The sequence below is a fragment of the Prochlorococcus sp. MIT 1306 genome, from assembly GCF_047304515.1.
Lineage (GTDB): Bacteria > Cyanobacteriota > Cyanobacteriia > PCC-6307 > Cyanobiaceae > Prochlorococcus > Prochlorococcus marinus_D.
Genome location: NZ_CP138959.1, coordinates 655,394 through 677,052, shown reverse-complemented (window position 1 = coordinate 677,052; position 21,659 = coordinate 655,394). Strand labels below are relative to the sequence as shown.

Here is a 21,659-nt window from a genome sequence, read left to right as displayed (position 1 = left end):
CAATGAGAAATTCATAAGCTCGCCGCTTGAACCAGTAAACACCTCCATCGAGACAACCAAAACAACAAGGTTGTGAAAGCTCATCGTCTTGTCACCTCAACTCGGATATCTGGCTCATCGATTGACTTTTGAAGCTTAAGCAGCATCTGTTTGATTGCATAAGCAGCAACACCAAAGATCACCAGTGCCCCGATGGCCTGAACAAAAACAACATAAGTGGCAGCAAAAGTGTTCATTCCTCTTTCCTCTTAAACCAGCCAAGCTCAGATCTGGCGCGGATCAATGCAGTGATGAGTGCGCCTCCAAAAAACGCTCCAACCGCTGTTGTAACCAGCAGAATTGCTAATGGAAGGTGTCTTCCCGTCTGGCTTAAAGGGTCTAAAGGATCCATCAAGCCATTAAATAGCCTCAAAGCAAATATGGAGCAAAGCTTTGATGAACTGGAATCTCACCAGATTGCTGAGTAGTGACTAGCCCAAAGTTCGCCATCACCAGCAAGGAGACCGGTCTTCGTTTACGAATCGTCCCAAGCAAGGGCAGTCTTAAGAGCTACGAGCTCCACAAGCCATTGAGTCCATCGGCACAATTGGTCATAGAAGAAGCTCTTTGAGATCTAAACAAGATCACAAAAGCCCTTATCAAGGCAAACCACCCACTCCTAGAAAGCCTGGCAGATCAACCCAGTGATCTAGGCAAAGCAACTCCTAGATCTGCCAGCTAAAGGCCCCATACTGCAGAAATCTGGCAGAAGGCTTCGCACCGACGACTCATGAGACAGCCACTCAAATGAAAAGCGAATGGATTGTGATCAAAGAAGGCTCAGTCCCCCTGCGCTGCTGGTGGTCAAAACCGAGTCAAGGTCGTGATGAAATCGTTGAAGCGCCGAATCGTGTTGCCCTGGTGTTACCAGAAATCTTCGGAGTCAATAACTGGGTTCGCAGTGTGGCCGATCGCCTCGCCACCAGAGGCATCCCAGCCCTGGCGATGCCACTATTTTCTCGCACCGCACCGGAGCTAGAGCTTGGCTATAGCGAAGGCAACCTGATCGAAGGTCGACGACACAAGGACTCAACCTCAATGGAGCAAATCCTTAGCGATACCTACACAGCTATTTGCTGGCTTAACAAACAGCTTGATCAACCACAAATCACTGTGATTGGCTTCTGTTTCGGCGGACACGCTGCTCTGATCACTGCAACCATGACCGAGGTGAGCGAGACCTTCAATTTTTATGGTGCCGGTGTAAGCAAAACCCGCCCGGGAGGTGGTGCACCAAGCCTCGAATTATTGCCGCAGGTCTCAGGCCGACTGACATGTCTGTGCGGTACAGCAGATCCGTTGATCCCAACTTCAGATCGGCAAGCAATCCAAGCGGCATTACGCATGCAGGATCCTGATGAAGATCGACTGCGCTACGTAGAGATCAATGGCGCCGATCATGGTTTTATGTGCGAAGAAAGAGAAAGCTTCGCCGCTGAAGCTTCCGCCCTAGGTTGGCACCTACTGCTAGAGAGTCTCGAACGCTAATCATTTGACAGCTTCTGGCGTCATCCTTGCGACGAACCATTCTGCTTAAAAGGCCTGGTTTTTAACCCTTTTGTCAAAGCCCAGTCCACGACATCTCTGGCATGTGCAACCAGGCTCAAATGTCATCACTCACCCCCTGAAACAAAGTCACTATCTCAACGTAGAGCTAATGAGCCTTGAAATTGTTGCTGAGTACCCACGTCCGCCAGCTCTTATGGCCTGCTCAGACCACGTGATTGTGGAGGCCCTCGGTACGCGTATCTGCGAAACCCATGACTGCCTGCGTGTGCTGGAGACATTCCATCCGCCCACCTACTATCTTTCGCCAAAGGCGATGCGGAAGGATCTACTGATACGCAGCCGTCGCAGGAGTTTCTGCGAATGGAAGGGAATCGCAAACTACTGGGATCTGGTGATTGCAGACAAACGTCTCGAGGGCGCAATCTGGTCATATCCAGATCCCTCCCCAACATTTAGGGCCCTTACGGGCTGGTATGCGCTATACCCCGGACGCATGGATCATTGCAGCGTCAATGGAGAGACAGTGATCCCCCAACCCGGCCAGTTCTATGGAGGATGGATCACATCGCAAGTGGTCGGTCCATTCAAAGGTGATCCTGCACATCCTCAGTTAATTTGATCCATGAGAGCACCTCAAAAGAAATCGAGGCTGTGTGACATCATGGTGACTCTGCATCAAAGTCAGCAGCGACTACTCCCTAGGTATTGATAGTGATCCACCATTGCAGTAGCGAGTCGCCCACAACTTCGAAACCAACTGTGGATCCGTTGGGAACGTTTTGCGATCCCAACGAAAGGACTCCTGGAAACATCCGTTCCAGCGTGTTGCCTGCCTAGAGATTGGAACAAGAGACCAGGCAATCACAATCAAGCTAACAGTACATAAAGTAGCCAAAACCACATAAGAGTGAGATCCAAACCCTTCAATCGGATTGAGGTTCTGTTCTTTACGGTCGGAGTCTTGCAACGATGTAGAGACGTTGTCTGAGAGAGGTTTTTGAACGGTCATCGGTGGATGCCAACTATCACTCATTGCTCCAATTTAGACATCAGACAAAGTTGTATACTTAAAATACAGCTTGATAACAGCCTACAACCTGTAGGTTTCTCTTAAATGATTGCTTTTCAATGAAACGTCTAGCATACAGTCTGCTTCCTTGCCTTTTGATAACGCTCATCACCATTCACAGTGATCCCGCCATGGCATTCACGATGGAGGGAGGTTTATCCGAATGCAAAGTTGACACAAACTGTGTGCTTGTTGAATGGGAAGTCAACGAAGTGAAGCAGTCCTATGAGGATCTTTTAGGCATTGCTTCTCAACTACCAAGGACCAAAGTCCTCGAGCAAACTAACAATTATTGGCATGCTGTCGTTAGAAGCCTAGTTTTTCGATTCCCAGATGACCTGGAGATTCTTCAAATACCAAACGAAAAGGTTATCCAAGTTCGATCAGCTTCAAGAGTTGGTGTTTCAGATCTAGGCGTGAATAAAAAAAGAGTCAGCAGTCTGTACAATCAACTGTTGAAAACATTAAAAAACTCATAAATATAGTGCTCAGGCCTATAAAGAAGAGCAACAAAAAAATGCATAAGTCTCTAACGAAAAAGCCTTTTCTACAATATTAAAACAGGGGTAGCAAAAGAAAAGACCACTTCAATGGTCAAAAAGCTATTAAAGATACTTGCATAAAAGAATCAATCATTAGAGTAATGATACAAAAGTCACACAATTAACCAGAACAACTGTCAAAAGGCCAATAGGGAATGACTTCTATATTCGTCTTATATTCTACAATCGGGACCCAAGAAAAAGTTGAATGCTGAAGCACAATATATAGTATTTCAAGGACGTAAAGAAAATAGACAACGCTATACAATTACCTAGACTAGAGTTAAACATTCTGCAAGCTATCTAGAAGATGTCAAATTGGTGGGAAGAGCCTTATTTCAATACTCTTTGGGCTTTTGGAAGCAATCCTGACGATGATAATGTTGGCGCCATAGATGCCTTCCAGCAATGGGCTGGGCCGGTAGATGGAATTACTGACCTCTCCATAGGTCAAAATATCATTGCCATTATCGATAGCGGTGTTCGCTATACGCATGAAGACCTTGCAGACAATATCCTGATAAACAAAGCTGAGATTCCTAATAATCAAATTGATGATGATCAAAATGGTTATACCGATGACTACTATGGATATAATTTTGCTTATAACAATGGTGATCCGTTTGACGATTCAGCCAATGGCCATGGAACACATGTCGCGGGAATTGCTGCTGCTGCTGCCAATGATCTAGGAATTGTCGGCACAAACCCAGCCGCTAAAATTCTGCCAATAAAGGTATTTGACAAAAACGGTGACGTATCATATTCCAGCCTTATAGCTAGTATTGATTATGCTGTAATTCGAGGGGCAAAAGTAATAAATATGAGTCTTGGAGTTGCACAACAATATGAACTTTTTTATCAAGCCATCCAATCAGCAGAAGGGAATGGATGCTTATTTATTGTATCGGCAGGGAATGATGATCGTGATATTGATCAACAAAAACCGACATACCCCGCGTCCTATAAAATGGAAAGTGGCATAAAAGTAGCTGCATCAAATCAAGATGGCCAAAGAGTTATGGAGGGTGGTCCAAGGTCCGATCCACCATATAGCCCTAGATGGGGCTCAAACTATGGGAAGCAAAGTGTTGATCTTTTCGCGCCAGGCATTGATATTTATAGCACTGTTAATACCTCAGATATTGCCTATGGTTATATGTCAGGCACCTCGATGGCAACCCCATTAGTAGCAGGCATTGCTAGTTCATTTTGGGCAAGAAATCCAGATCTTTCTGCAAGCGAAGTAAAAGCAAGAATCCTCTCAAATGTTGATGTACCGGAAGAGGCCTTCGATGGAGATACAGTAACAGGTGGTCGTATTAATATGGAGAGATTGAATCAGGACAAAATAGGTATTTCAAGCAAAATATCAAGCCACGAGTTCACTTCCACAACAAACTCCTATTCCCATGTGGAAAGATGGCAAAAAGAAATGGATATCACAAACTGGATCACACCTGCAAACCTTATCTTCCATGATTCAGATGATCTCAAAGGAAAGACAATTATCGGCCTTCTATCTGTTGACATAAGAGATAAAGAGAAGGTGGTGAATGATCTTGCTAAAGACATCAAAACTGATCAAGAAGAGCTAAAGCATATTGATTTTTTTAAATCAATGGAAGCGCTTGATCATTCAATATGTACAATTCAATTGTCAGATCAAGACGAGGCTCAGCCCAAAGATGCTATTAAAACATTGTTCAACGAATTCGGCTATACCAGTTTCTACTTTGACAGTGAGGTCTTAATTTAATAAGTCAAAGGAAAGTCCATCTAACTATTAATCAAGATGTCAATACGCAGGTGATCGCTTTATGTGTGCCATCGAGAAAATAAATCAATCTGCTTATAGGGAAACAGTTTCCCTGCTTGCCTTATTGGACGAAAGCACAGCGTGGGCCTTTATTCACCACATTGCTTATTAGTCGTTGAGATCCGGCGTTGAATGATTAATTCACCATTTTCAATTTTTTCAAGGCATTCCATGCAGCTTTTATTGCTCATCAATGCCTCCTTTTCCCATTGGTAGTCAGAAGAAATCGCCTTTCCGCAATATCGACAAAGAATTGAACTGACCATAGGCTCTTCAAACCAATAGCCTTTTCTAATCAAATTTCACAGCAAAAACCATTTGGCAATAAAGAGATATAAATTCTTCCACAATATTGTTTGATCATAAAAGGATTGAACCCTTTACAGAAAAAGCCTTTCCTATACAGGAAAGGGGTTGATGGTTGCTTTTGGCTCACTAAGAAAGTAACTGCTCAGACAATGACCCATAAGAATGCTTCAACAGCCATAGGCCTGGCCAGAGCGATCTCCCCAGGCCTCTGATGAAAGTCGCCTAGGGTACTGAATTGAAGAGGTTTCCAGTCGGCGCTTAGCGGCCCCAAAAAACGAGAACTTCATGCTCTAAGCAATATTTATACTATCCAAGGGGAGCTTATAGATGGCCAGGAGAAGGCGCATCTCATCTCTGCCACGAATAAAAAGAGCAGAAAGATCGGCTAGATTTTTTTCTTCAGTTCAAGTTCAACAAAAGCCAAGAGCTCGCCAATGGAGTCATGTGAAGCTACGACAGTTAGAAACAGTTTTGAGCCATTCCTACGATTACCGTCTAATTATGGGTAACGCACAGAGTCGTTAATGGCGTCACCAGTCGAACAGGCACTATCTCTCTTATCGATTATCAAGCATCCCGTGGAGGGGATGGCCTACCTCTTCTATTTGGCTCTAATCGTTCGCTGGAGGTGGCCAAAAGCTTGGAATAAGTTCCTTGATCGATGCAAGGCGCGTGAAGAGATCAAATCCCTATAGATAGCAATGCCATCAATACTGCGCTAATTTCTATCATCTGAAAACTCTCTAACCGCAACACCTATCACTAACTTTAAGACCAAAAAATGCCAGCTTATTGATATCTACGCATTTATCAGATTAAATTTCTTTGTACCAAAAAAATGACTTCATAAAAAATCTAAAGCAATTTGACTTATCAATTAATCAGCAAGTCTAGCCAACAGAAAAACTAGACAATAAAAAATCCATAACTATTGACTAGACTCTTATGGTAAAGCATACGTAAGTCAGCACTATCAATGCTGGTGCAAAGTAGAATTGGATTGATAGCTATTAGGGTATTTCTCAGGCTAAGGTTTTTTCGGATAGAGACTAGCTATCTTTTTTGCTCTCATCTCATCCTGATAGGCTTTGCTACCTTTGTCTGGGTTAAAATCATCACTTTTAATCAAAAAGAAGGGAATACAAAAGGTAAAAACCACCCCAAAAGTTAAAAGTGCGATTCCCCAAGGAGAGAAGGGATCTAAGCCGTTTGAAAGATCAGGCACAAGCAAGCTTGATTAAATCAGTCACTCATTCTAGCTATGCATCTGCCTGAACAACATCGCCGCAAATCGGCAGCCAAGACCCATCAGACATGGGTAAAAACCCCTATGTGCTATAAAGGCCTCCATCTCAAGACATAAAATGCAGTCAACAGGTTCACTGTCTCAAGCCTCTCTCAAGGAACGTATCACCGCTTTTGGCAATCAGAGATGGGAGCGCCTTACTGATCCTCAAAAGGCTTACGCCAAAAAGGCCTGGGGGATCCTGACCTTCAAATGGCGTTGGCAAATCGCGATGAACATTCCATATCTAGCAATTTTTATTCTGGATCGCACCATTCCAGCCGTCCACAAGTTCAATATGGATCTTCTTTCTTCACTAATGGCTAAGCTGCCAATCCCGGAATTTTTATCTTCAATGATTGCGGCTGGCTAGAGGATAATACTAAAGCCAACTAAGATCAAAACAATCGCAATCAAGTATACACTTAAAAGTTTAGCTCAACAAAATCATACTCGACGAGCTTCATGCAATAATGGATGAACCTCATGGAGAGGCTGATCAAATAAAATCAAAATCACAACTGACTCATAGATGTTTTTGTTCTGCTAAATACACAGAAAATGATCTTAAACCGATAACATAGACACTCGAAGCAACTCTTTCAATTTTTATCCAAGCAGAGCCCTAAAGGTTCTCTTCATGGCTAATTTGTACTTACCTATAAACAGAGAACCTTTACTAAATTTGAAGGCTTTGCTGAATATGCGAAAGAAGTTGTGCCTTGGATTAATTCAGTAGGCGGTCGCATCCTTTCTAAAGACTTAAAATCTGATATCTGTCAAGGCATCGGTGTTCTCTTGGAACTACTCATCGAATTTCCATCTAAATAGGATGCTCAAACGGCTTATAAGGCCCAATCAATTCTTGCAACTTACGCAAAAATGGCGAGGCTTCGTTTACTTCCTTGGCATTGGTAAAGAGCCGCCATTGCAGTAGCGAGTAGCCCACAACTTCGAAATCGTTTTGGATTCCGTTGAGAAGTCCCTACGTTGCCATCGTAAGGATTCCTCAAAACATCCGTTCCAACGGGCTGCCTGTCTAGAAATTGGGATCAGCGACCAGGCGATCACGATGAGGCTGATAGTACTTAAAGCAGCCAAGACGGGAAAAGCATGGGATCTAACCATTTCGCGTGGGGTCACTCTCCTGCCTTCCTGGTAAGCAGCGCTCATCGATGCAAGGCGAACATCAATAGCAGTATCAACCTTGAGCGGCGGTACCAATCAGGTCTCCTTGTCAACGACGTCGGCTCCTGAGCCAACGTCATCGCCAGAAGTGGCAGTGCCTGGTCGCCAACCACTGGACCAGATCGCTCTGGTCTTGGCATTAAGGGCTTCACGATCAAAACCCCAACTCTTAACCACCTTTGTCAGATCTTCCTGCAAGTCCATCGCACCTTGGAAGCCGTCGTAACGGTTGAGAAGCATCGCTGCCGTGGTGAGCTGGTCTTCGTTGGGATGCCCCTTATGCCCTAAGAGAGCATCAACTCGATCACGATCACTCGCATAGAGGGGGTGGTTTTGATCTGGAGGTGAAGTCTCCTCTTGTTTTTTCTTTTCCATACCAACAGGATATTTGAATGGGCCTATACAAAAGCCTGATTTGTATTGATCAATCTCTAGTTAGTAAGCCTTAAGCAGTTAGTGCCATAGCGATTGGGCTTACTTGAGGTTGAATCCAAGATGATCAGATCAGATCAACCGTGATGTGATCAAGAGTTTAATTAATCTTTGCATGCTACTCGGGCCTTTGATTTTTTATTCGATGTGGTTCTCAAAGACATCCAATAGCAGAATCTCTGCATAGCAAATCAGTTCAGAGCTGAATGACGATGACCACAATCTCCTGTTGCTACAAGGGCAATCTGCGCTGTGAAGCCCTACATACCCCCTCTGGGGATCGTCTTAGCACCGATGCCCCCATCGATCACGAAGGTAAGGGCGAGGCCTTCTCCCCTACAGACCTAGTCGCAACAGCTCTTGGCACCTGCGTGCTCACCGTGATGGGCATCACTGCCCGACGCAAGGGCTGGAGAATCGAGGGTGCAGCAGTTGAGGTCGAGAAGATCATGACCAATGAAGGCCCGCGCAGTATCAAAGCCCTAAAACTTCGAATTACCATGCCGCCTGAGCTGAGCGATGAACGGGTCAAGCTGCTTCAAAGGGTGGTTGATACCTGCCCAGTAAAACGGAGCCTCGAAGAAGGAATCGCTATGGAGTTCAGCTGGAGCTGATTAACTTCCCTCGTACGACAAGCCTGTCTAAAGCAGTTCTAAGCAGGGGGTCCACTGATACGACTTCACTTCACTCCCATACCTATCTTGCGTGAAAGACCCCAAGTGACCGTCTTCAACGCATACCTGCAGGCTTCAAACCTTACTGATGTTGTGAAGCCTGCAGGTTGAGCCGCTTCAACTCCTGATGACCGTGAATTTGAGCAGTACTGCCTACATCACCAGCAAACAGATCACAACCTCGTCATAGGAGACCGGCGCAAGCTCACTATGCTCAACAGCCTTATGGTCGCGAGTGCACCAGAGGATGCATTATCTATGACAAGCAATGGCTGCCCTTTGATGACCCATCTGCAACTATCAGCGAATGATCTTGCAGCATTCTTCACTGCACCAAAAAACTGAATACAATATGGTTTAGGAAGCGACTAGATCGATGAGCCGTCGCCGTCCAACATTTCTCGATCGATTCATGCATCAGTGGCGACGCGTTCGACGGCATGAGTTAACTCGTACCCTTCGTCACATGCATTACCAACAGAAGCGAGCTGCTTACGTAAGAACTTATGTTGAGAAATCCTTGAGCTCACTTGATCGAGCAGAGGGCAAAATTCAAGACGATCAGCAGGGCCCCCTAGCGGATCAGGACTACTTAGACGAATAGCCCTAACCAAGTTACTCAAGAAAAAATTGTGAAACGAAGTTGCGCAGAAAATGACTCCAGCTATTTATCTAAAAAAACATTACAAGCAACAACTTGCCCTATGCATCATTGTATTACTCTAATAGAAATAGAATGCTGTTCGAGAGAGTTGATCTTAAAGAAGGCATATGAAAGCATCGAAAGAAGATCAACTATCAACTGAATGATACATTCTAAAAGGTGTCTTCGTTAGGCATGTTCTCAAAAGCATGAACCTTTATAGGAAGGTCAATGAGGAAAGGCTTATTTACTCAGCTTAGATTAGATTGTGCCATCTTGCGTAAAAACTTCCAAAGGAAAGCAGAAGAAATACGTAACTCAGCTGAAAAGCTCTAGAACTTCTTCTGATGTCTCAATTGGCAATAATAACAAATCTATGGTATTCAAGAAGGGGATTTGTCACAGATAGAAAGCTGCTCATAGGCGACATTACTCTTCATCTGTTCTTCCAATGTGCTCAAGGCTGCCTTAATTGCTTCTAATTCACGCTCCATACGTTCACGTCTGTAGAGCAATACCCCAAGCCGTTTTTTCAAATCGAGGCGACGAATCTCACGGTAGTCAGCTTTAAGGGCATAGTTTGTTGAATAATAAACTGATTTTCTGGGTTTTCGTTTGCTATCTGGGCTTTGGCTTGCCATTGCTTGACTCCAACCGTTGTTAGCGGGGGCTCACAAAGTAGGCCCCTAAAGCCTTTCAGGACCGACCTCTCCATCCATCACCCTGTCCTTGGCTCTAATTCCGTTCTAGTCAGCAGCAAAACGAACGTCATGAGTGGATGCGCTGGAGTGTTTACACCCCCCAGGCACTACCAATGGTGTTTGAGCGGGCTGGATGGATCCTAAAAAGCCTGCGCTCAAAGCCGACTCAGGCAGACTCAACACATCTGGTCAAAGCTCCCAACCAGTGGAGGACCATAGGGGCCTAGCGATAGAACGTGTTGACGAGCACACCCATAATGCAAAGGTCCGGAACTAACCATTTGCGCCTCATTCAAGGGATTTTTAGCAGACCTAACAAAGTGGTCGCCCTGCAAAGGATCGACCTCTCACGCAATGCTGACCCTGTGCAGTCTTTGCAAGCTCGACTAGAGAGACTCGAGCGACAAATTGGCGAAACCAGCCGTGCACTCATTCAAGCTCAAGCAGTTAGTGTGCGCTCAATGCTCTCTGGCTCCTCAGATTTCTTGGGAGGTGTACAGAAAAAGATCGTTGAATCATCGGCGCGCAACTCAGTCTCCTGGCATCAGAGCCGTCTGCAGGAGATGGCTCAAGAACGTAGGGAGCTACAGGATCAACTAGATCGACTCACCGGCCAAGTATGGCCGAAAAGGCTGCGTCGCTGGTTACTTTGGGCTGGAATCGGAGCAGCAATAATTGTTGCCTCTAGTGTTTTCGTAATGGGGGTTTTCACCGCTATTTATCTATTACCAATCTGGGGAACGCTGTTGTTGGTATTGTTCTTATTCCAAAGGAAGAGGTGATGAGGCGGTAAAGCATAAACAAATAGACCGATATAAAGTCTGGGCATATTGGGATCTCAATGATTAAGACAGCAAGATTTGATAGCTCTATCGTACTAGGGGCTGTAACTGACAAAGGTATAATATATGATCAAATATCAAGAGGCAATGCGCGTAGCGTTGAATGCAAATCTGGGTTATTTCCCCATAGTTACTCTAACAGTAAAGAAAACCAAATGATAAGATAGTGTATCAAGAAAATCGCATTATGAAAATCTCGAAGGATCAACCATGGCGTGTTTGGGCATTTGTCATTGGTCTGAACTTAGTTGGATTTATTGGCTGGTATTTGATACAGGGGTATGATCTACATCAATAACCAACACAAGCCTCGTAGCGATAGCAGATGCAAAGGATTGAAGGCTTGAGAGAAAGTAGACGAGCAGGACACCAAGGCTGTTTCATCCACTGGGCCAGAAACCTCTAAATCACAATTTCTGCAGTTGATAGGGCCGGCTGTTATCGAAAAAAGAAGCTCAGTAATTCTGTGGTAGAGACAATCAAATCATCTTCCCAAAAACACTGGAGCATCATTATAGTTGCTAACTCTGCGAAGACAAAAATATTTAATTCTAATCAAGATCATTGATGGGACGTACTTGGCTGACAAACCTGACAAGGCTATAGAAGTGAAACTTCGACTAGGGTTTATTAGAGGAGCCAGATTGCTCTGACTATCTTCATAAAGCTGCTGTGAATTAGAACCAATAGCCCAATGGAATTGGTATTGTCTACAAAAATCAAGCAGAGAAGTAGGGATAAACAAACTGTTGACGGCAAGTATCGGATTCAAAATTATCCATTATTCACAAAGGTGCTATTGATTGTATTAAAATCAAGAACTGACTTCACCTCTGCCAATACTCCATCATCTGTGCCAATATCATCCTTGTACTTAAGACACAGATCAGAGCAAACATGAAAGTCGGCTTCGTTAGCATTATTGTTCTCGCCGCTGGGGTGATGCTTTTTTTATTTTTCACTAGTTACCGTTCAGCCTTTGAAGCAGACCAAGCCTGCCACTTCATAAAATGGGAATCCTATAAGGAAAGCCTGGAATTTGGCTGTGATCATGACCTAGAAACAAACCAATGGATCCTCTATCAAGAGGGTTCTAACCATCAACCAGCAAAAGTAGTGAAACGCTTCCGCTATTAACAGGAGCGTTAAGATTTCAAGGATTGATATATTACTAAAAAGCTTAACATTATAGATTCAACCTCATTAAGGATCTTCAAAAGAACTCTAGACATGATGAGCTAGTACTTGATAATGGTTTACAGAATTACAAGAGTGAACAAGCACTAAAACGAAAGGCATTAATATTTCCTAAGAACTCACTATTAAAATTTAACTTTTAGCGCTCCATCAAACAACTCAACAGTTCCTCTGGGTTCAGGTCGGTATTCCAAACCACGCTCATGCCGTCTTCCCTGATACCAAACCCCATTGCGACGACAAACACCATCGCCAACATAGTGGTAACCGATAGCACATACATAATGGTCATGATGATGATGATGTTTCCCGACTGCGGACATCGGCACCCCAACGAAAACAAATGTTGTAGCCAAGACAGATGTCAGGAGTTTGCTCATTTTCATTCGTTGTCCAAAAAGGTTAGCCATCCAACTCTTCAGAGGAATGGTAGTATTGTCCACACAATACCACCATCATATAAATTAGTTCCTGACGCGTTGAAGATTATATGATTGTTGGTCCATCAGATATAAGGTAACTATGAAGTTGTTAAATCATTGGCAAGATCTAAACGAAGTAGGAAGTATTACTATCATGAGCATATAAGTCATCTTTGAGACAATCAGGTTAGCACTGCTTACGGAGATTAAAACTCTCAACCTGACTAGATCTGCACCCATCAAACAGACTAGGTCCACTTCAATTCGCAATCAACTAAAATCATTATTTTCAGTAATTCGATATCAATTTCTCAACCCATCAGCAAGGAAGATCAACGATAGCTGTGTAAACAATGGAGCTGAAGACATCAGCGCTAACAGCGTGCCTGCTCAAAGCATTCGAACAAGACGAATTTAAGATTCTGGTCATCAGGCCCCTAAATCCTAAGATACATTATTGATATGAGAATCTATTAACGGAGTAATCAACAATCCAGTATCACCAACGACGTTTGGAAGAATGGACGATTGTATTTTTCAAATCAGTCTGGTGGTCCCCCAGCGAGGACGGAAAAGATCCAGTTCGATGAAATAGCTAAAAGGGCGGGTATCGAACTAAAAGGGAAGTACTGCAGCGCGTTTCTTCGTCAAAAGGATGATTGAATCGAACCACCATGAGCGAGTGGTCGAGATGGGGGTTCACGACCATTTCTGCCAGATGCATTATGGGGTCGCAGGAATAGTGCGGGTCGCGCTCAAAGGAACGTCAGGGATACCTTGCAGATCATTCCAATCATGCGTCTATTCGTTCAGGATGCCATCGGACTTTATACAGCAACAATAAGCAAGAATAAGCAAGAATCATTGCTAAAAAGCTTACATTATCAAGTGCATCTGTGAAGGAAGATCAAAAGGGTTTTCTGTCTTGACAAAAAAGCGGAGTGGCAATGAAATAACTCCTCTACTGATGTCTTACAATTGAAGAAATACAGGCTTTTCTCCTGAAGAGACAAATCGACGTTCAAAGCGACTACTCACAAAGGATGAAATAAGCTAAAAGGAGGCATGACCAAAGAAACAACCCCGGACTTTTTCGAAGACAGACGACGCCTGGCGATGGAGCTCCGCGATGCCCTGAAAAGCCTGCGCTCGTTATTTGTAGCGGCTGTCTCACTTGTGATCACCATTGCAGGATGGAGGCCACGATCAGAAGCTTCTAAATCAACGCCTCGCAACGATTATCAGACCCCTCAAATGCAAGCAATTCCTGCCTCTTCATATCCAATCCTTACCTCTCGATCGAGTCATGACTCACAACCAATATCTAACTCGCGAGCAAAACTCAACTCAGCTCTAACCCCTACCTCGCAAACGCGGTTTGACTGGAAGGCAATTCAGGCTTCCCAAAAAATCAAACAGCTAGAGCGTCCTAAAGTTAACAAACAAGAAATTGCCAAAGATTTCGCCTACACAGTGATGGCGGCAATCAGCACGATCGCCCTAGTCGTTGGTGTCTCTAGGCTTGAGCCGATTGCTGAAAGGCTTGAGCCTATTGCTCGTTGGGCTAAGTCACAGAATGAATGTATTGAATCTACTTCCAACAATGATGGAATGAATAGAAGTGATCTTCCGGCAAAAGTGATGAGTTGCAATGGTGGCCACGAATAAATATGAAATCAACCATCTATCTGTAAAGAATAAGCATTCCTCAATAAAACGGCTAAAACCACAATAAACTATATACAGACTGATTAAGCAAAGTAATACACTACGCCCAAATCGAGGCTCATACCAAAAAAGTCCAGATCAGCCATTGGTTATCAAATAAACCAAAATTCAAGATCTCTTTTTGAATCAATATAGCCAAAAATCTCAATTATTATATCTACAAGAGAAGTATTCATGAGGTGACTATAGAAATGGAAACTATACATTCATTAATTTGAATCGCAGCATTTATTGCTGAAAATCAAAAAGTTCCATGGATTAGATACAAGCCAAATGAGCAAGACTCAGGGGATATCAATATTAATAAAAGATGATAATGGAAAGAGTATTATCTCTGTACGTCATGGGCACATCCATCTCCCTCATACAAATCACTGTCGTAATATCCATTCCTAGTTCCAAAATAAAGCGTTATCAGCGCAAATGGCAAAGAAGCCCATAGAAGTACTGTTGACAAATCCATGGCGGAAACGAATGGGTGGTTCCTTATCAGAGGATATTAAACGAATCCGACCTGTGGTGTCTAATACTTATAACGCAACAAATTGCTCTTAGGGCAAGCCCTCCAACCGCATGCTGTCAGCAATAGAACACAAACCAAACAATTTGAGGGTATCGCCTCAGGTTAATGATGGGCTAGGAAATAACCTTAATTGGGGAATAGAGGTGCTTGATTTCATTTTTCTATGTTCAAGACAGGCATGAAAGTCTAGTCTCTCTAACCCAAAAGATACTTGTGAATAAAGTGATCGAAGCACTGCCCGCTAACCAGTAAGCAGGGCTAATTGGATTTCCACTTCCCTGAATTAACCAGGTCGCAATTAATGGTGTTGTACCACCAAAAATCCCCATAGAAGTGTTATAGGCAAAGGCCAGGCCGGTACAGCGAACCGCCTTAGGCATGAGCTCCACATTCGCGACGTTTAATCCTCCTGAAAGAGTTGCGAGTGCAATCACAAATCCGAGCTGCCCGAAGAAAATTCGTAACGGATCAGTGGTGTGTATCAATTGAAAAAGTGGAATCGAGCCAAACATCAACATACCACCACCGGCGATCAACAAGGGCTTACGTCCAATGCGGTCTGAAAGCAAAGCGGTTAATGGATAAAGTATTAAAAGTATTGCCATAGAAACTGTATTTATATTCAGAGCTATTCGTTCGGGCACCATATCTATTTCCTTGACGTAGCTCACAACATACACAAAAGCTGCATAGAAGCCAACACCGCCACCAATATTAAGCAAGAACAAGCGAAATACCTGCATACGGTATTTCCCGAAAACCTGCTGTACTGGGTCTATGGCCTCTTCAGTACATACATCAGTGACAAGACCACGTCGTATTAAAAGTCCTATTAATGCGACAAGTGAACCGAGCGCAAAAGGCACTCTCCAACCCCAGATGTCTAGCTGTTGAGGGTCAAGAATATTGGCAAGCAAACTGGCTATGGCAGAAGCCAAGAGGATTCCCAATACTGCTCCCCATAGACCCCAAATAGCAAAGAAGCCTCGTCGTTGATCAGGGGCATTCTCAACGAGATAAACAATTGATGTTGTGTACTCGCCGCCGACTGATAATCCTTGGATAATACGCAACAAAACGATTATGATCGGAGCTGCTATGCCAATCCGGCTGTAGTTGGGCATACAGGCCATCAGCACTGTTGGGATAGCCATCGCCAGCAAGGTAAGGATAAGTGCCTGTTTTCGTCCCAGCAAATCAGCAATACGTCCGAACAAAAGCCCTCCGAAAGGGCGAACTAGAAAGCCGACAGCAAACGCTCCGAAAGCAGCAATTAGAGAGACTGAAGGATTGCTAGAGGGAAAGAACTGTTGTCCAATAACGGTGGCAAAGTATCCATACAAAGCGAAGTCATACCATTCGATCACGTTGCCAACGAGACCAGCGAGTATCACACGTATGTTTGATGTCTCTTGGGCCTTTACGATCATGCCAAAGAAGCAAAGTAATGCTGTGTCAAGGTGAATCTCTAGTCATTATTAAGCAAGTAATTCTGATCTAAGACTCAATCATAAATGGTGCAATTGAGAGTCAAAAGACAGCAAAGGTGCTGCCCATACGTCGCTAAAAAAAGATCTTTCAATGTACTCTTAGTATCCTACTTAAACATATCCACAAGCGCTGACGTCTCTTGACTCTGTGTTCAAATCATAATTCAATCCTTGATGACAACCAAACCTCTAAAAAGGTAAAGACCTGAGATTGATCACCAAAAAGTTTTTTCGGAATTAATGTTCATTTTCGTTGATCCAATCAAGGGAATAAAGTAATTTTCACACACCAAATCCTCAAAGGAATCTATTGCTATATATTGAGATAGTGTTGATTCGAAAACTGCTTGAGATTGTTCTGTCTCTAACATTCAGAACAGTTCTGTGTGCTCATGATGCAGTAAAGCTATAAGAGCTTTTTCTAAATCGCGAGAGAATCAAATTTTCTCAACTTGTCAGAATAAATTGATGAGTTCGATTTCAATGGATGTGTTCCAAGAAACCTTAGAAGAATAAAAAAGCAATCGGGTAGAGAAAGGCTCTACCCGATAAGCAATTTATGTTCAGGCGTCTGCTGGATCGTTAACGGCCAACCAGAAGAAGAAAGCAAAACCAAGAATGCCAAGGACTCCAAGGATCGCAGCTGAAGGAATCATTTGAATTAGAATGCAAAGCCGGTTAATTATACACTATAAAATCCAACCCTAAGCAGCATTTCTACCATATTTTGAAATCTGTTTGGTCCCATAAGCCCTAAACGCTTAGGGCATTAGGTGAGATGCGCATAATCGATTGGTTGTAAGTAGTGAGGCAGGAAGCCTTCTCGGTCAATCTAAAAAAAATAATCCACAAAATGAACCTTGCCTGGCTAGCTCATTCTCTGTCAAAAGTCCCCATCGAAAAAAATGCGCTCACAGAGCTGCGATCAAGAAACAATCCAAATCATCTTGAAAAGCACATGCAAAGGCATTGCTTGTAAACAGCGCCTCACCAAGCTGCTATCAAGATTATTCTGATAAATTTAGGCCTGCAGATGGGGCGTCACAAGCAATGAAGAGTAACTTCAACTTTGCAATCAGATAATTCTAATTCGCCCAAGAAATGCTAGAACTATATGGTCTTCGCTCAACCCTGGAATTATGGGACGAAAAATAGGTGATCCAATTGACCCACTCGACGGTGCTCCCAAGTGGATGCAGCGGTGGCTGGCTCCACCTATTATTTGGTGGCGTGGTGTAGAGGATCAACAAGTTGGTGCCATTCATGCACTTTTACTTGGTGGGCCTGCTTTATTTGTAATGGTCCTTTGGTTCTTTGGCGTAAATGCTGATCCCAATGGCATTGGATCCGTTGCAAGTTGCCCGGCAGAATGGAAATGTCTAGGCCTAGGCTGGCTTTTAAATTTCAGTGGTGCCTAATAGCAAGAGAGTCCACGACAAGTCCTAATGAATTTAAAATTCAAATAGGTTCAATTAAACCCTGCACATAAGTGCAGGGTTTTTCTTTTGCAAAAATATCAAGCCATCTATCCACAAAAGGGAACAAAGCTACGCCCCCACCAATAAGAAGAAGGAGGGAAGTTGGGGGGTAAGCCATATAACCAACAAAGCCATACTCAACAAAACCAAAAGAGCTCAATCCTATTCGTGAGAAATAAGACTGGGGGCTTTTTAAAATGATGTGTTTTTTAGATGTGTTCTGTTTAGCTTGTAAGTTATACATTCATAAAATTAGGACCAGAACAAAACCATTCCAAGTATTTGCTTGAGGCCCGTTTAGCCCTGAACTTCATAGATAGCAGGTTTGCGCTTAGAAAAATCTGCAAAAACATAGAAAGGAATATTCAATCAATGGACAAATCAGACTATTTCTAAGCAAAAAAAAGCCCTGCACATAAGTGCAGGGCTTAATTTAATTACTGGAGAACCAATTCAGTTCAGAGTAATTGTTGCGCTGTCGGCATTGCCGATAGCATTGGAAACTCTCTTGAAATCAAATCCGAGAGCTCTGAGGGCATGCCACAGATGACCTTGGATATAGAAGAATCCCAAGTAGTAGTGGATGTTGGTCAACCAAGCACGTGATGTGTAGGTTCCTTCAGGAAGATTTGCAGTGTCAACCCAATAAGGGGAGATACTGAATTTGAGATCTAGAACTTCACCGAAGAATGTATCTGGATAAATGGTTGTGTTAGAAGCACACCAGAAGGCAGCAACTAAAGCCATCCAACCTACACCTGCAAGGGCCCATGAGAGCTGAGCTTCAGCACTAAGGATTCCTTTACCTTTAAACGTGGTGTATTCACCAGCTTGCTTGGTAACAATGTGCCAAAGGCCACCAGACATCATGAACAATGCGAGGAAGGCATGGCCGCCCATTACATCTTCCAGGCTATTAATAGCCAGGAAATTAAACTGAGCATTCCATACCATGCCAATGTTCAGGTTTGGTACTACGGTTCGTACTACCCCTTCTGCATTGTCATACAAGCCGTAATACTTAGCCCATTCAACAAATTGAACGTTGCCAAGGCCTAATAGGAACAGGTGATGACCAAGAATAAAGGTCAACTTGTCTGGATCATCCCACTTAAAGTCAAACTTTCTAGCCCACTTAACTCCCATTTCGCCAATGTCTCCATTGAATAGGAGGGAGTGCATAAGTCCGCCAGCTGCATAAACCATGGATAGAACCAGGTGCAGGACTGCCGTCACAACAATTGGGTAAGTATCAGTTATGACACCACCATCACCGACGCCTATTCCAAGAGTTGCCAGATGAGGGAGGGCAACCAGAGGCTGATGCCCCATGGGTACTGAGGGGTCATAACGGGAAAGTTCAAATAAGGTGAACGATCCTGCCCAGAAGGCCATCAAACCTGTGTGGGCAATATGCGCTGCCAGGAATTTTCCTGATCGATTTGTAGTTCCAGCATTTCCTGCCCACCACCCATAGGTGGGGTTAGGATTTCCATAAGTTTGCACGAGAACGGAGCAAGAGAAACGCCAGCAGCATTATGAACCTTTACTAAGGGATTCACCTAGAACCTGTAACAACACTCCACCTGAGCAGGAAAATAGTGCTAATTACCTAGGTGTTTATGCTAAAAAAAACGGTTTTTTAGGCACAATTGCCTACTGTCGATCAATTTACTGGCACACTCTGTCGACAATTAGAGGCAGGCCCTGCTAATAGGAGCATGTCTCACAATCCACTCAGCAGGCCTGCCATGGTTCAGGCAAGATCAAGTCATGAGGGATTAGGCCTTGCAGGTCAAGAAAATAAGGAGCGTGTTTTGCTCGAGATTCAGTTCAACCATTTCCAGAGGTGCTAAACACTCGCTGGGAATCGATTCCCCAATCGTTTGAGAATCAGCTTTTGTCATTAGTCACTCTCTATGGGTGTCTTAACAACGCTATAAAGAAGCATCTGATCTGATTTCGAGAAAATCCACTAGTAGCACTTCAATAATCTGTTGAAGACAGCCAAGCTAATGAGCCTCACATAGTTCATAACGGATCTTTAGCTAAATAAGGGTAAAAACAATTCATCAGCTTTCAGCTCATCAAGGAAACCCCCTTCAGATTCTGAGATGGACAATTCCAGCTCATCAGCGAAGATCGATCTAACATTAACCCTGCCATAATGACTTAATAGTAAGAGAACTAAAATTACGAAGTTGTCTGCATAGTTGCGAAGGGGTAAATCTCTTAGATAGCAAGGGGAAAGCTAAAGGCATTCATTCAGATCCTTTGCTTGGATGTTTCTTATAAAAAGAATTCAAGTCAATAAACATTATTGGAAAACCAATATTAGCCCCTATTCCAATCAGGGTCTTTCACGAGGCAAGGAATAGAAGAAGTGTATGGCTCGTTATTCTCAACACTCAACTTTTTTGACCAAGTAAGGTTATTTTTTACCTTTGGTGAGGAGGGTTGTCAATGCGCCAAACAACCAACTTGAAGTAAGGATAGCAAGCACCACTGCGGCAATAGTAAGGTTACTTGGACCACCCGCTTCATTCAATAAATGCATTTCATTTCAGCTCCGATCGGTTTCGAATGGCTTTGCTCAACATCCAAGCAATAAATGGAATGTGAATTGCATACTTCTGCAATTTGATCCTCTCCTCCAGACTTACTACTTCCCCAGTGGCTAAGCGATCAATGATTTCCTTGACTCGATTAAGGGTAACTGTAGTAAGCGAGCAAACAGCCATTGCTTTAATGATCTGTGCACCACTAGACAAATCTCGCCACAAATCCACTAAATCGCAACCAAGTCTCAACAAAAAGATGGCCTCGTAAGCACCAAGACTCCCTTACGGCCTAGCAATGAATCACGGAACTAGATCCGCATCCTCTTGAAACTACCCAAACACGATGCTGATGAGGTCAATCTGAGCGGGCTCCTCAGAGATCCCTCAACTTAAGCGAAGCCTGCTCAACAGACCAAACCGCAATTAGGAAAAGGATCAGCCCTACTCCTTTGCGGTACAAGAGCACAGTTCATAAAACTCTCAGGACAAAGATTCACGAATGCATTGTCCGAATTGCTCCCACTGAAGGTCGGTCATGTTGTCGCTGCCAAATGGGATGCCAATTTGCTTTGAACAAAGAACTCTGCGCGACTCTGCTTTAGCGTTCATCTGTTGGGGATATTTGTCCTGAATGCATATTCCCATAGCAATTAAAAGACATGTGACGGCGAGCTGTGATTTCATCTTTTGGATAGCGTGAGGGCTCTATGCCCGTTGTCTACCAGCCTGATTTCATGAAGCAGAAGAAGCCTTGAGGCCTCTCACTCATCTTCGTGATCTTGCTCACATGATGGGTTGAACAAGAAGAATCCAAGGTCTCCACTTTGATAGATCTTTTGAAGACCCCTTCTCAAGGCAAATTATTACCTGCAAAAGCTTTGCTCTTTGAGCCTGATTAGAACACCAAAAACCCCATGTGAAAGTCATTTACTGTTAGGGGAATTCGTAAACCTTTGAGGCATTACTGCGAAGACTTCAGAACTCTAGAAATCAAGCGCATCATTCTTCTACCACTCCGCCTTAAAATTATTTTCAACTATACCCTGCAATTGATCTTGCATGGATTGGCAAAATCCGTAGAGAAGCTACTCGCGGAGCAAAAGGTTTGAGTATCTCTCTCGAAATTATTTTCAGGGAGTTCCATTGAACTAATCAGTCTCAATGATCAATTAAACAACACAGCGGAAGCAGCTATCGCCAAGATCCTT

General features: G+C 43.6%; 21 protein-coding genes. 11 read left to right on the top strand and 10 right to left on the bottom strand.

Annotation, left to right across the window (positions count from 1 at the left end; all coding sequences use genetic code 11):
• Positions 1-80 precede the first annotated feature (80 nt).
• A complete protein-coding gene (locus tag SIB74_RS03510; protein WP_156486076.1) occupies positions 81-236 on the bottom strand; it encodes a hypothetical protein in 156 nt (51 codons plus the stop codon).
• A gap of 550 nt (positions 237-786) precedes the next feature.
• Between SIB74_RS03510 and SIB74_RS03505 the strand changes: the two genes are divergently transcribed.
• Both SIB74_RS03505 and SIB74_RS03500 read left to right on the top strand, forming a co-directional pair.
• Positions 787-1,527 (top strand): dienelactone hydrolase family protein, encoded by a 741-nt coding sequence (locus SIB74_RS03505; RefSeq protein WP_063395404.1) that lies wholly within the window; start codon positions 787-789, stop codon positions 1,525-1,527.
• Positions 1,528-1,696: 169 nt separating this feature from the next.
• Positions 1,697-2,167, top strand: coding sequence for a DUF427 domain-containing protein (locus tag SIB74_RS03500; RefSeq protein ID WP_063395442.1), 471 nt, complete (start codon positions 1,697-1,699; stop codon positions 2,165-2,167).
• Positions 2,168-2,239: 72 nt separating this feature from the next.
• Here SIB74_RS03500 and SIB74_RS03495 read toward each other — a convergent pair whose 3' ends face one another.
• Positions 2,240-2,581 (bottom strand): Ets-domain-containing protein, encoded by a 342-nt coding sequence (locus SIB74_RS03495; protein ID WP_074159115.1) that lies wholly within the window; start codon positions 2,579-2,581, stop codon positions 2,240-2,242.
• 95 nt (positions 2,582-2,676) lie between these two features.
• Between SIB74_RS03495 and SIB74_RS03490 the strand changes: the two genes are divergently transcribed.
• Both SIB74_RS03490 and SIB74_RS03485 read left to right on the top strand, forming a co-directional pair.
• Positions 2,677-3,096 (top strand): DUF1499 domain-containing protein, encoded by a 420-nt coding sequence (locus SIB74_RS03490; protein ID WP_197463263.1) that lies wholly within the window; start codon positions 2,677-2,679, stop codon positions 3,094-3,096.
• 373 nt (positions 3,097-3,469) lie between these two features.
• On the top strand, positions 3,470-4,918 hold the full coding sequence (locus SIB74_RS03485) for a S8 family peptidase (RefSeq protein WP_063395405.1): 1,449 nt from the start codon (positions 3,470-3,472) through the stop codon (positions 4,916-4,918).
• A 1,396-nt stretch (positions 4,919-6,314) separates the two neighbouring features.
• On the opposite strand, the gene SIB74_RS03480 is transcribed toward SIB74_RS03485, so the two are convergent.
• On the bottom strand, positions 6,315-6,512 hold the full coding sequence (locus SIB74_RS03480; RefSeq protein ID WP_413681771.1) for a hypothetical protein: 198 nt from the start codon (positions 6,510-6,512) through the stop codon (positions 6,315-6,317).
• Positions 6,513-6,651: 139 nt separating this feature from the next.
• Here SIB74_RS03480 and SIB74_RS03475 point away from each other — a divergent pair, with 139 nt between their 5' ends.
• Positions 6,652-6,945 (top strand): hypothetical protein, encoded by a 294-nt coding sequence (locus SIB74_RS03475; RefSeq protein WP_041384453.1) that lies wholly within the window; start codon positions 6,652-6,654, stop codon positions 6,943-6,945.
• A gap of 524 nt (positions 6,946-7,469) precedes the next feature.
• On the opposite strand, the gene SIB74_RS03470 is transcribed toward SIB74_RS03475, so the two are convergent.
• Complete coding sequence (locus SIB74_RS03470; protein WP_231906013.1) at positions 7,470-7,745, bottom strand: Ets-domain-containing protein; 276 nt, start codon at positions 7,743-7,745, stop codon at positions 7,470-7,472.
• Positions 7,746-7,796: 51 nt separating this feature from the next.
• Positions 7,797-8,135 (bottom strand): DUF3288 family protein, encoded by a 339-nt coding sequence (locus tag SIB74_RS03465; protein WP_041384454.1) that lies wholly within the window; start codon positions 8,133-8,135, stop codon positions 7,797-7,799.
• A gap of 263 nt (positions 8,136-8,398) precedes the next feature.
• On the opposite strand from SIB74_RS03465, the gene SIB74_RS03460 reads away from it, so the two are divergent.
• Together SIB74_RS03460 and SIB74_RS03455 are read left to right on the top strand one after the other, a co-directional pair.
• A complete protein-coding gene (locus SIB74_RS03460) occupies positions 8,399-8,806 on the top strand; it encodes an OsmC family protein (RefSeq protein WP_063395407.1) in 408 nt (135 codons plus the stop codon).
• A 436-nt stretch (positions 8,807-9,242) separates the two neighbouring features.
• Positions 9,243-9,470, top strand: a complete 228-nt coding sequence (locus tag SIB74_RS03455) for a hypothetical protein (RefSeq protein ID WP_063395408.1) — start codon at positions 9,243-9,245, stop codon at positions 9,468-9,470.
• A 422-nt stretch (positions 9,471-9,892) separates the two neighbouring features.
• On the opposite strand, the gene SIB74_RS03450 is transcribed toward SIB74_RS03455, so the two are convergent.
• Positions 9,893-10,150, bottom strand: a complete 258-nt coding sequence (locus tag SIB74_RS03450) for a lactate dehydrogenase (protein ID WP_231906014.1) — start codon at positions 10,148-10,150, stop codon at positions 9,893-9,895.
• A gap of 380 nt (positions 10,151-10,530) precedes the next feature.
• Between SIB74_RS03450 and SIB74_RS03445 the strand changes: the two genes are divergently transcribed.
• Together SIB74_RS03445 and SIB74_RS03440 are read left to right on the top strand one after the other, a co-directional pair.
• A complete protein-coding gene (locus SIB74_RS03445) occupies positions 10,531-10,992 on the top strand; it encodes a Sema domain-containing protein (RefSeq protein ID WP_231906015.1) in 462 nt (153 codons plus the stop codon).
• 957 nt (positions 10,993-11,949) lie between these two features.
• A complete protein-coding gene (locus tag SIB74_RS03440) occupies positions 11,950-12,189 on the top strand; it encodes a hypothetical protein (RefSeq protein WP_063395410.1) in 240 nt (79 codons plus the stop codon).
• A gap of 199 nt (positions 12,190-12,388) precedes the next feature.
• Here SIB74_RS03440 and SIB74_RS03435 read toward each other — a convergent pair whose 3' ends face one another.
• Positions 12,389-12,541 carry a hypothetical protein gene (locus SIB74_RS03435; protein WP_156486077.1) on the bottom strand — a complete coding sequence of 51 codons (153 nt, stop codon included), beginning with the start codon at positions 12,539-12,541 and terminating at the stop codon, positions 12,389-12,391.
• A gap of 1,195 nt (positions 12,542-13,736) precedes the next feature.
• Between SIB74_RS03435 and SIB74_RS03430 the strand changes: the two genes are divergently transcribed.
• Positions 13,737-14,339: a hypothetical protein gene (locus SIB74_RS03430; protein ID WP_063395411.1), complete on the top strand. Its 603-nt coding sequence runs from the start codon at positions 13,737-13,739 to the stop codon at positions 14,337-14,339.
• A gap of 750 nt (positions 14,340-15,089) precedes the next feature.
• Here the strand turns inward: SIB74_RS03430 and SIB74_RS03425 are convergent.
• The gene (locus tag SIB74_RS03425; protein ID WP_063395412.1) at positions 15,090-16,352 is read right to left on the bottom strand and encodes an MFS transporter; all 1,263 of its coding nucleotides are present in this window, start codon (positions 16,350-16,352) and stop codon (positions 15,090-15,092) included.
• Positions 16,353-17,551: 1,199 nt separating this feature from the next.
• Here SIB74_RS03425 and SIB74_RS03420 point away from each other — a divergent pair.
• Positions 17,552-17,830 (top strand): hypothetical protein, encoded by a 279-nt coding sequence (locus SIB74_RS03420; RefSeq protein WP_063395413.1) that lies wholly within the window; start codon positions 17,552-17,554, stop codon positions 17,828-17,830.
• 40 nt (positions 17,831-17,870) lie between these two features.
• Here the strand turns inward: SIB74_RS03420 and SIB74_RS03415 are convergent, their stop codons facing one another.
• Both SIB74_RS03415 and SIB74_RS03410 read right to left on the bottom strand, forming a co-directional pair.
• Positions 17,871-18,134 carry a hypothetical protein gene (locus SIB74_RS03415; RefSeq protein ID WP_063395414.1) on the bottom strand — a complete coding sequence of 88 codons (264 nt, stop codon included), beginning with the start codon at positions 18,132-18,134 and terminating at the stop codon, positions 17,871-17,873.
• Positions 18,135-18,343: 209 nt separating this feature from the next.
• Positions 18,344-19,396, bottom strand: a complete 1,053-nt coding sequence (locus SIB74_RS03410) for a chlorophyll a/b binding light-harvesting protein (RefSeq protein WP_011130418.1) — start codon at positions 19,394-19,396, stop codon at positions 18,344-18,346.
• Positions 19,397-21,659: the final 2,263 nt, after the last annotated feature.

Bases quoted from the DNA above. Each gene is read 5' to 3' on its own strand.
- SIB74_RS03510 (WP_156486076.1), bottom strand. From the start codon at position 236: ATGAACACTTTTGCTGCCACTTATGTTGTTTTTGTTCAGGCCATCGGG.
- SIB74_RS03505 (WP_063395404.1), top strand. From the start codon at position 787: ATGAAAAGCGAATGGATTGTGATCAAAGAAGGCTCAGTCCCCCTGCGC.
- SIB74_RS03500 (WP_063395442.1), top strand. From the start codon at position 1,697: ATGAGCCTTGAAATTGTTGCTGAGTACCCACGTCCGCCAGCTCTTATG.
- SIB74_RS03495 (WP_074159115.1), bottom strand. From the start codon at position 2,581: ATGAGTGATAGTTGGCATCCACCGATGACCGTTCAAAAACCTCTCTCA.
- SIB74_RS03490 (WP_197463263.1), top strand. From the start codon at position 2,677: ATGAAACGTCTAGCATACAGTCTGCTTCCTTGCCTTTTGATAACGCTC.
- SIB74_RS03485 (WP_063395405.1), top strand. From the start codon at position 3,470: ATGTCAAATTGGTGGGAAGAGCCTTATTTCAATACTCTTTGGGCTTTT.
- SIB74_RS03475 (WP_041384453.1), top strand. From the start codon at position 6,652: ATGCAGTCAACAGGTTCACTGTCTCAAGCCTCTCTCAAGGAACGTATC.
- SIB74_RS03470 (WP_231906013.1), bottom strand. From the start codon at position 7,745: ATGAGCGCTGCTTACCAGGAAGGCAGGAGAGTGACCCCACGCGAAATG.
- SIB74_RS03465 (WP_041384454.1), bottom strand. From the start codon at position 8,135: ATGGAAAAGAAAAAACAAGAGGAGACTTCACCTCCAGATCAAAACCAC.
- SIB74_RS03460 (WP_063395407.1), top strand. From the start codon at position 8,399: ATGACGATGACCACAATCTCCTGTTGCTACAAGGGCAATCTGCGCTGT.
- SIB74_RS03455 (WP_063395408.1), top strand. From the start codon at position 9,243: ATGAGCCGTCGCCGTCCAACATTTCTCGATCGATTCATGCATCAGTGG.
- SIB74_RS03450 (WP_231906014.1), bottom strand. From the start codon at position 10,150: ATGGCAAGCCAAAGCCCAGATAGCAAACGAAAACCCAGAAAATCAGTT.
- SIB74_RS03440 (WP_063395410.1), top strand. From the start codon at position 11,950: ATGAAAGTCGGCTTCGTTAGCATTATTGTTCTCGCCGCTGGGGTGATG.
- SIB74_RS03435 (WP_156486077.1), bottom strand. From the start codon at position 12,541: ATGACCATTATGTATGTGCTATCGGTTACCACTATGTTGGCGATGGTG.
- SIB74_RS03430 (WP_063395411.1), top strand. From the start codon at position 13,737: ATGACCAAAGAAACAACCCCGGACTTTTTCGAAGACAGACGACGCCTG.
- SIB74_RS03425 (WP_063395412.1), bottom strand. From the start codon at position 16,352: ATGATCGTAAAGGCCCAAGAGACATCAAACATACGTGTGATACTCGCT.
- SIB74_RS03420 (WP_063395413.1), top strand. From the start codon at position 17,552: ATGGGACGAAAAATAGGTGATCCAATTGACCCACTCGACGGTGCTCCC.
- SIB74_RS03415 (WP_063395414.1), bottom strand. From the start codon at position 18,134: ATGTATAACTTACAAGCTAAACAGAACACATCTAAAAAACACATCATT.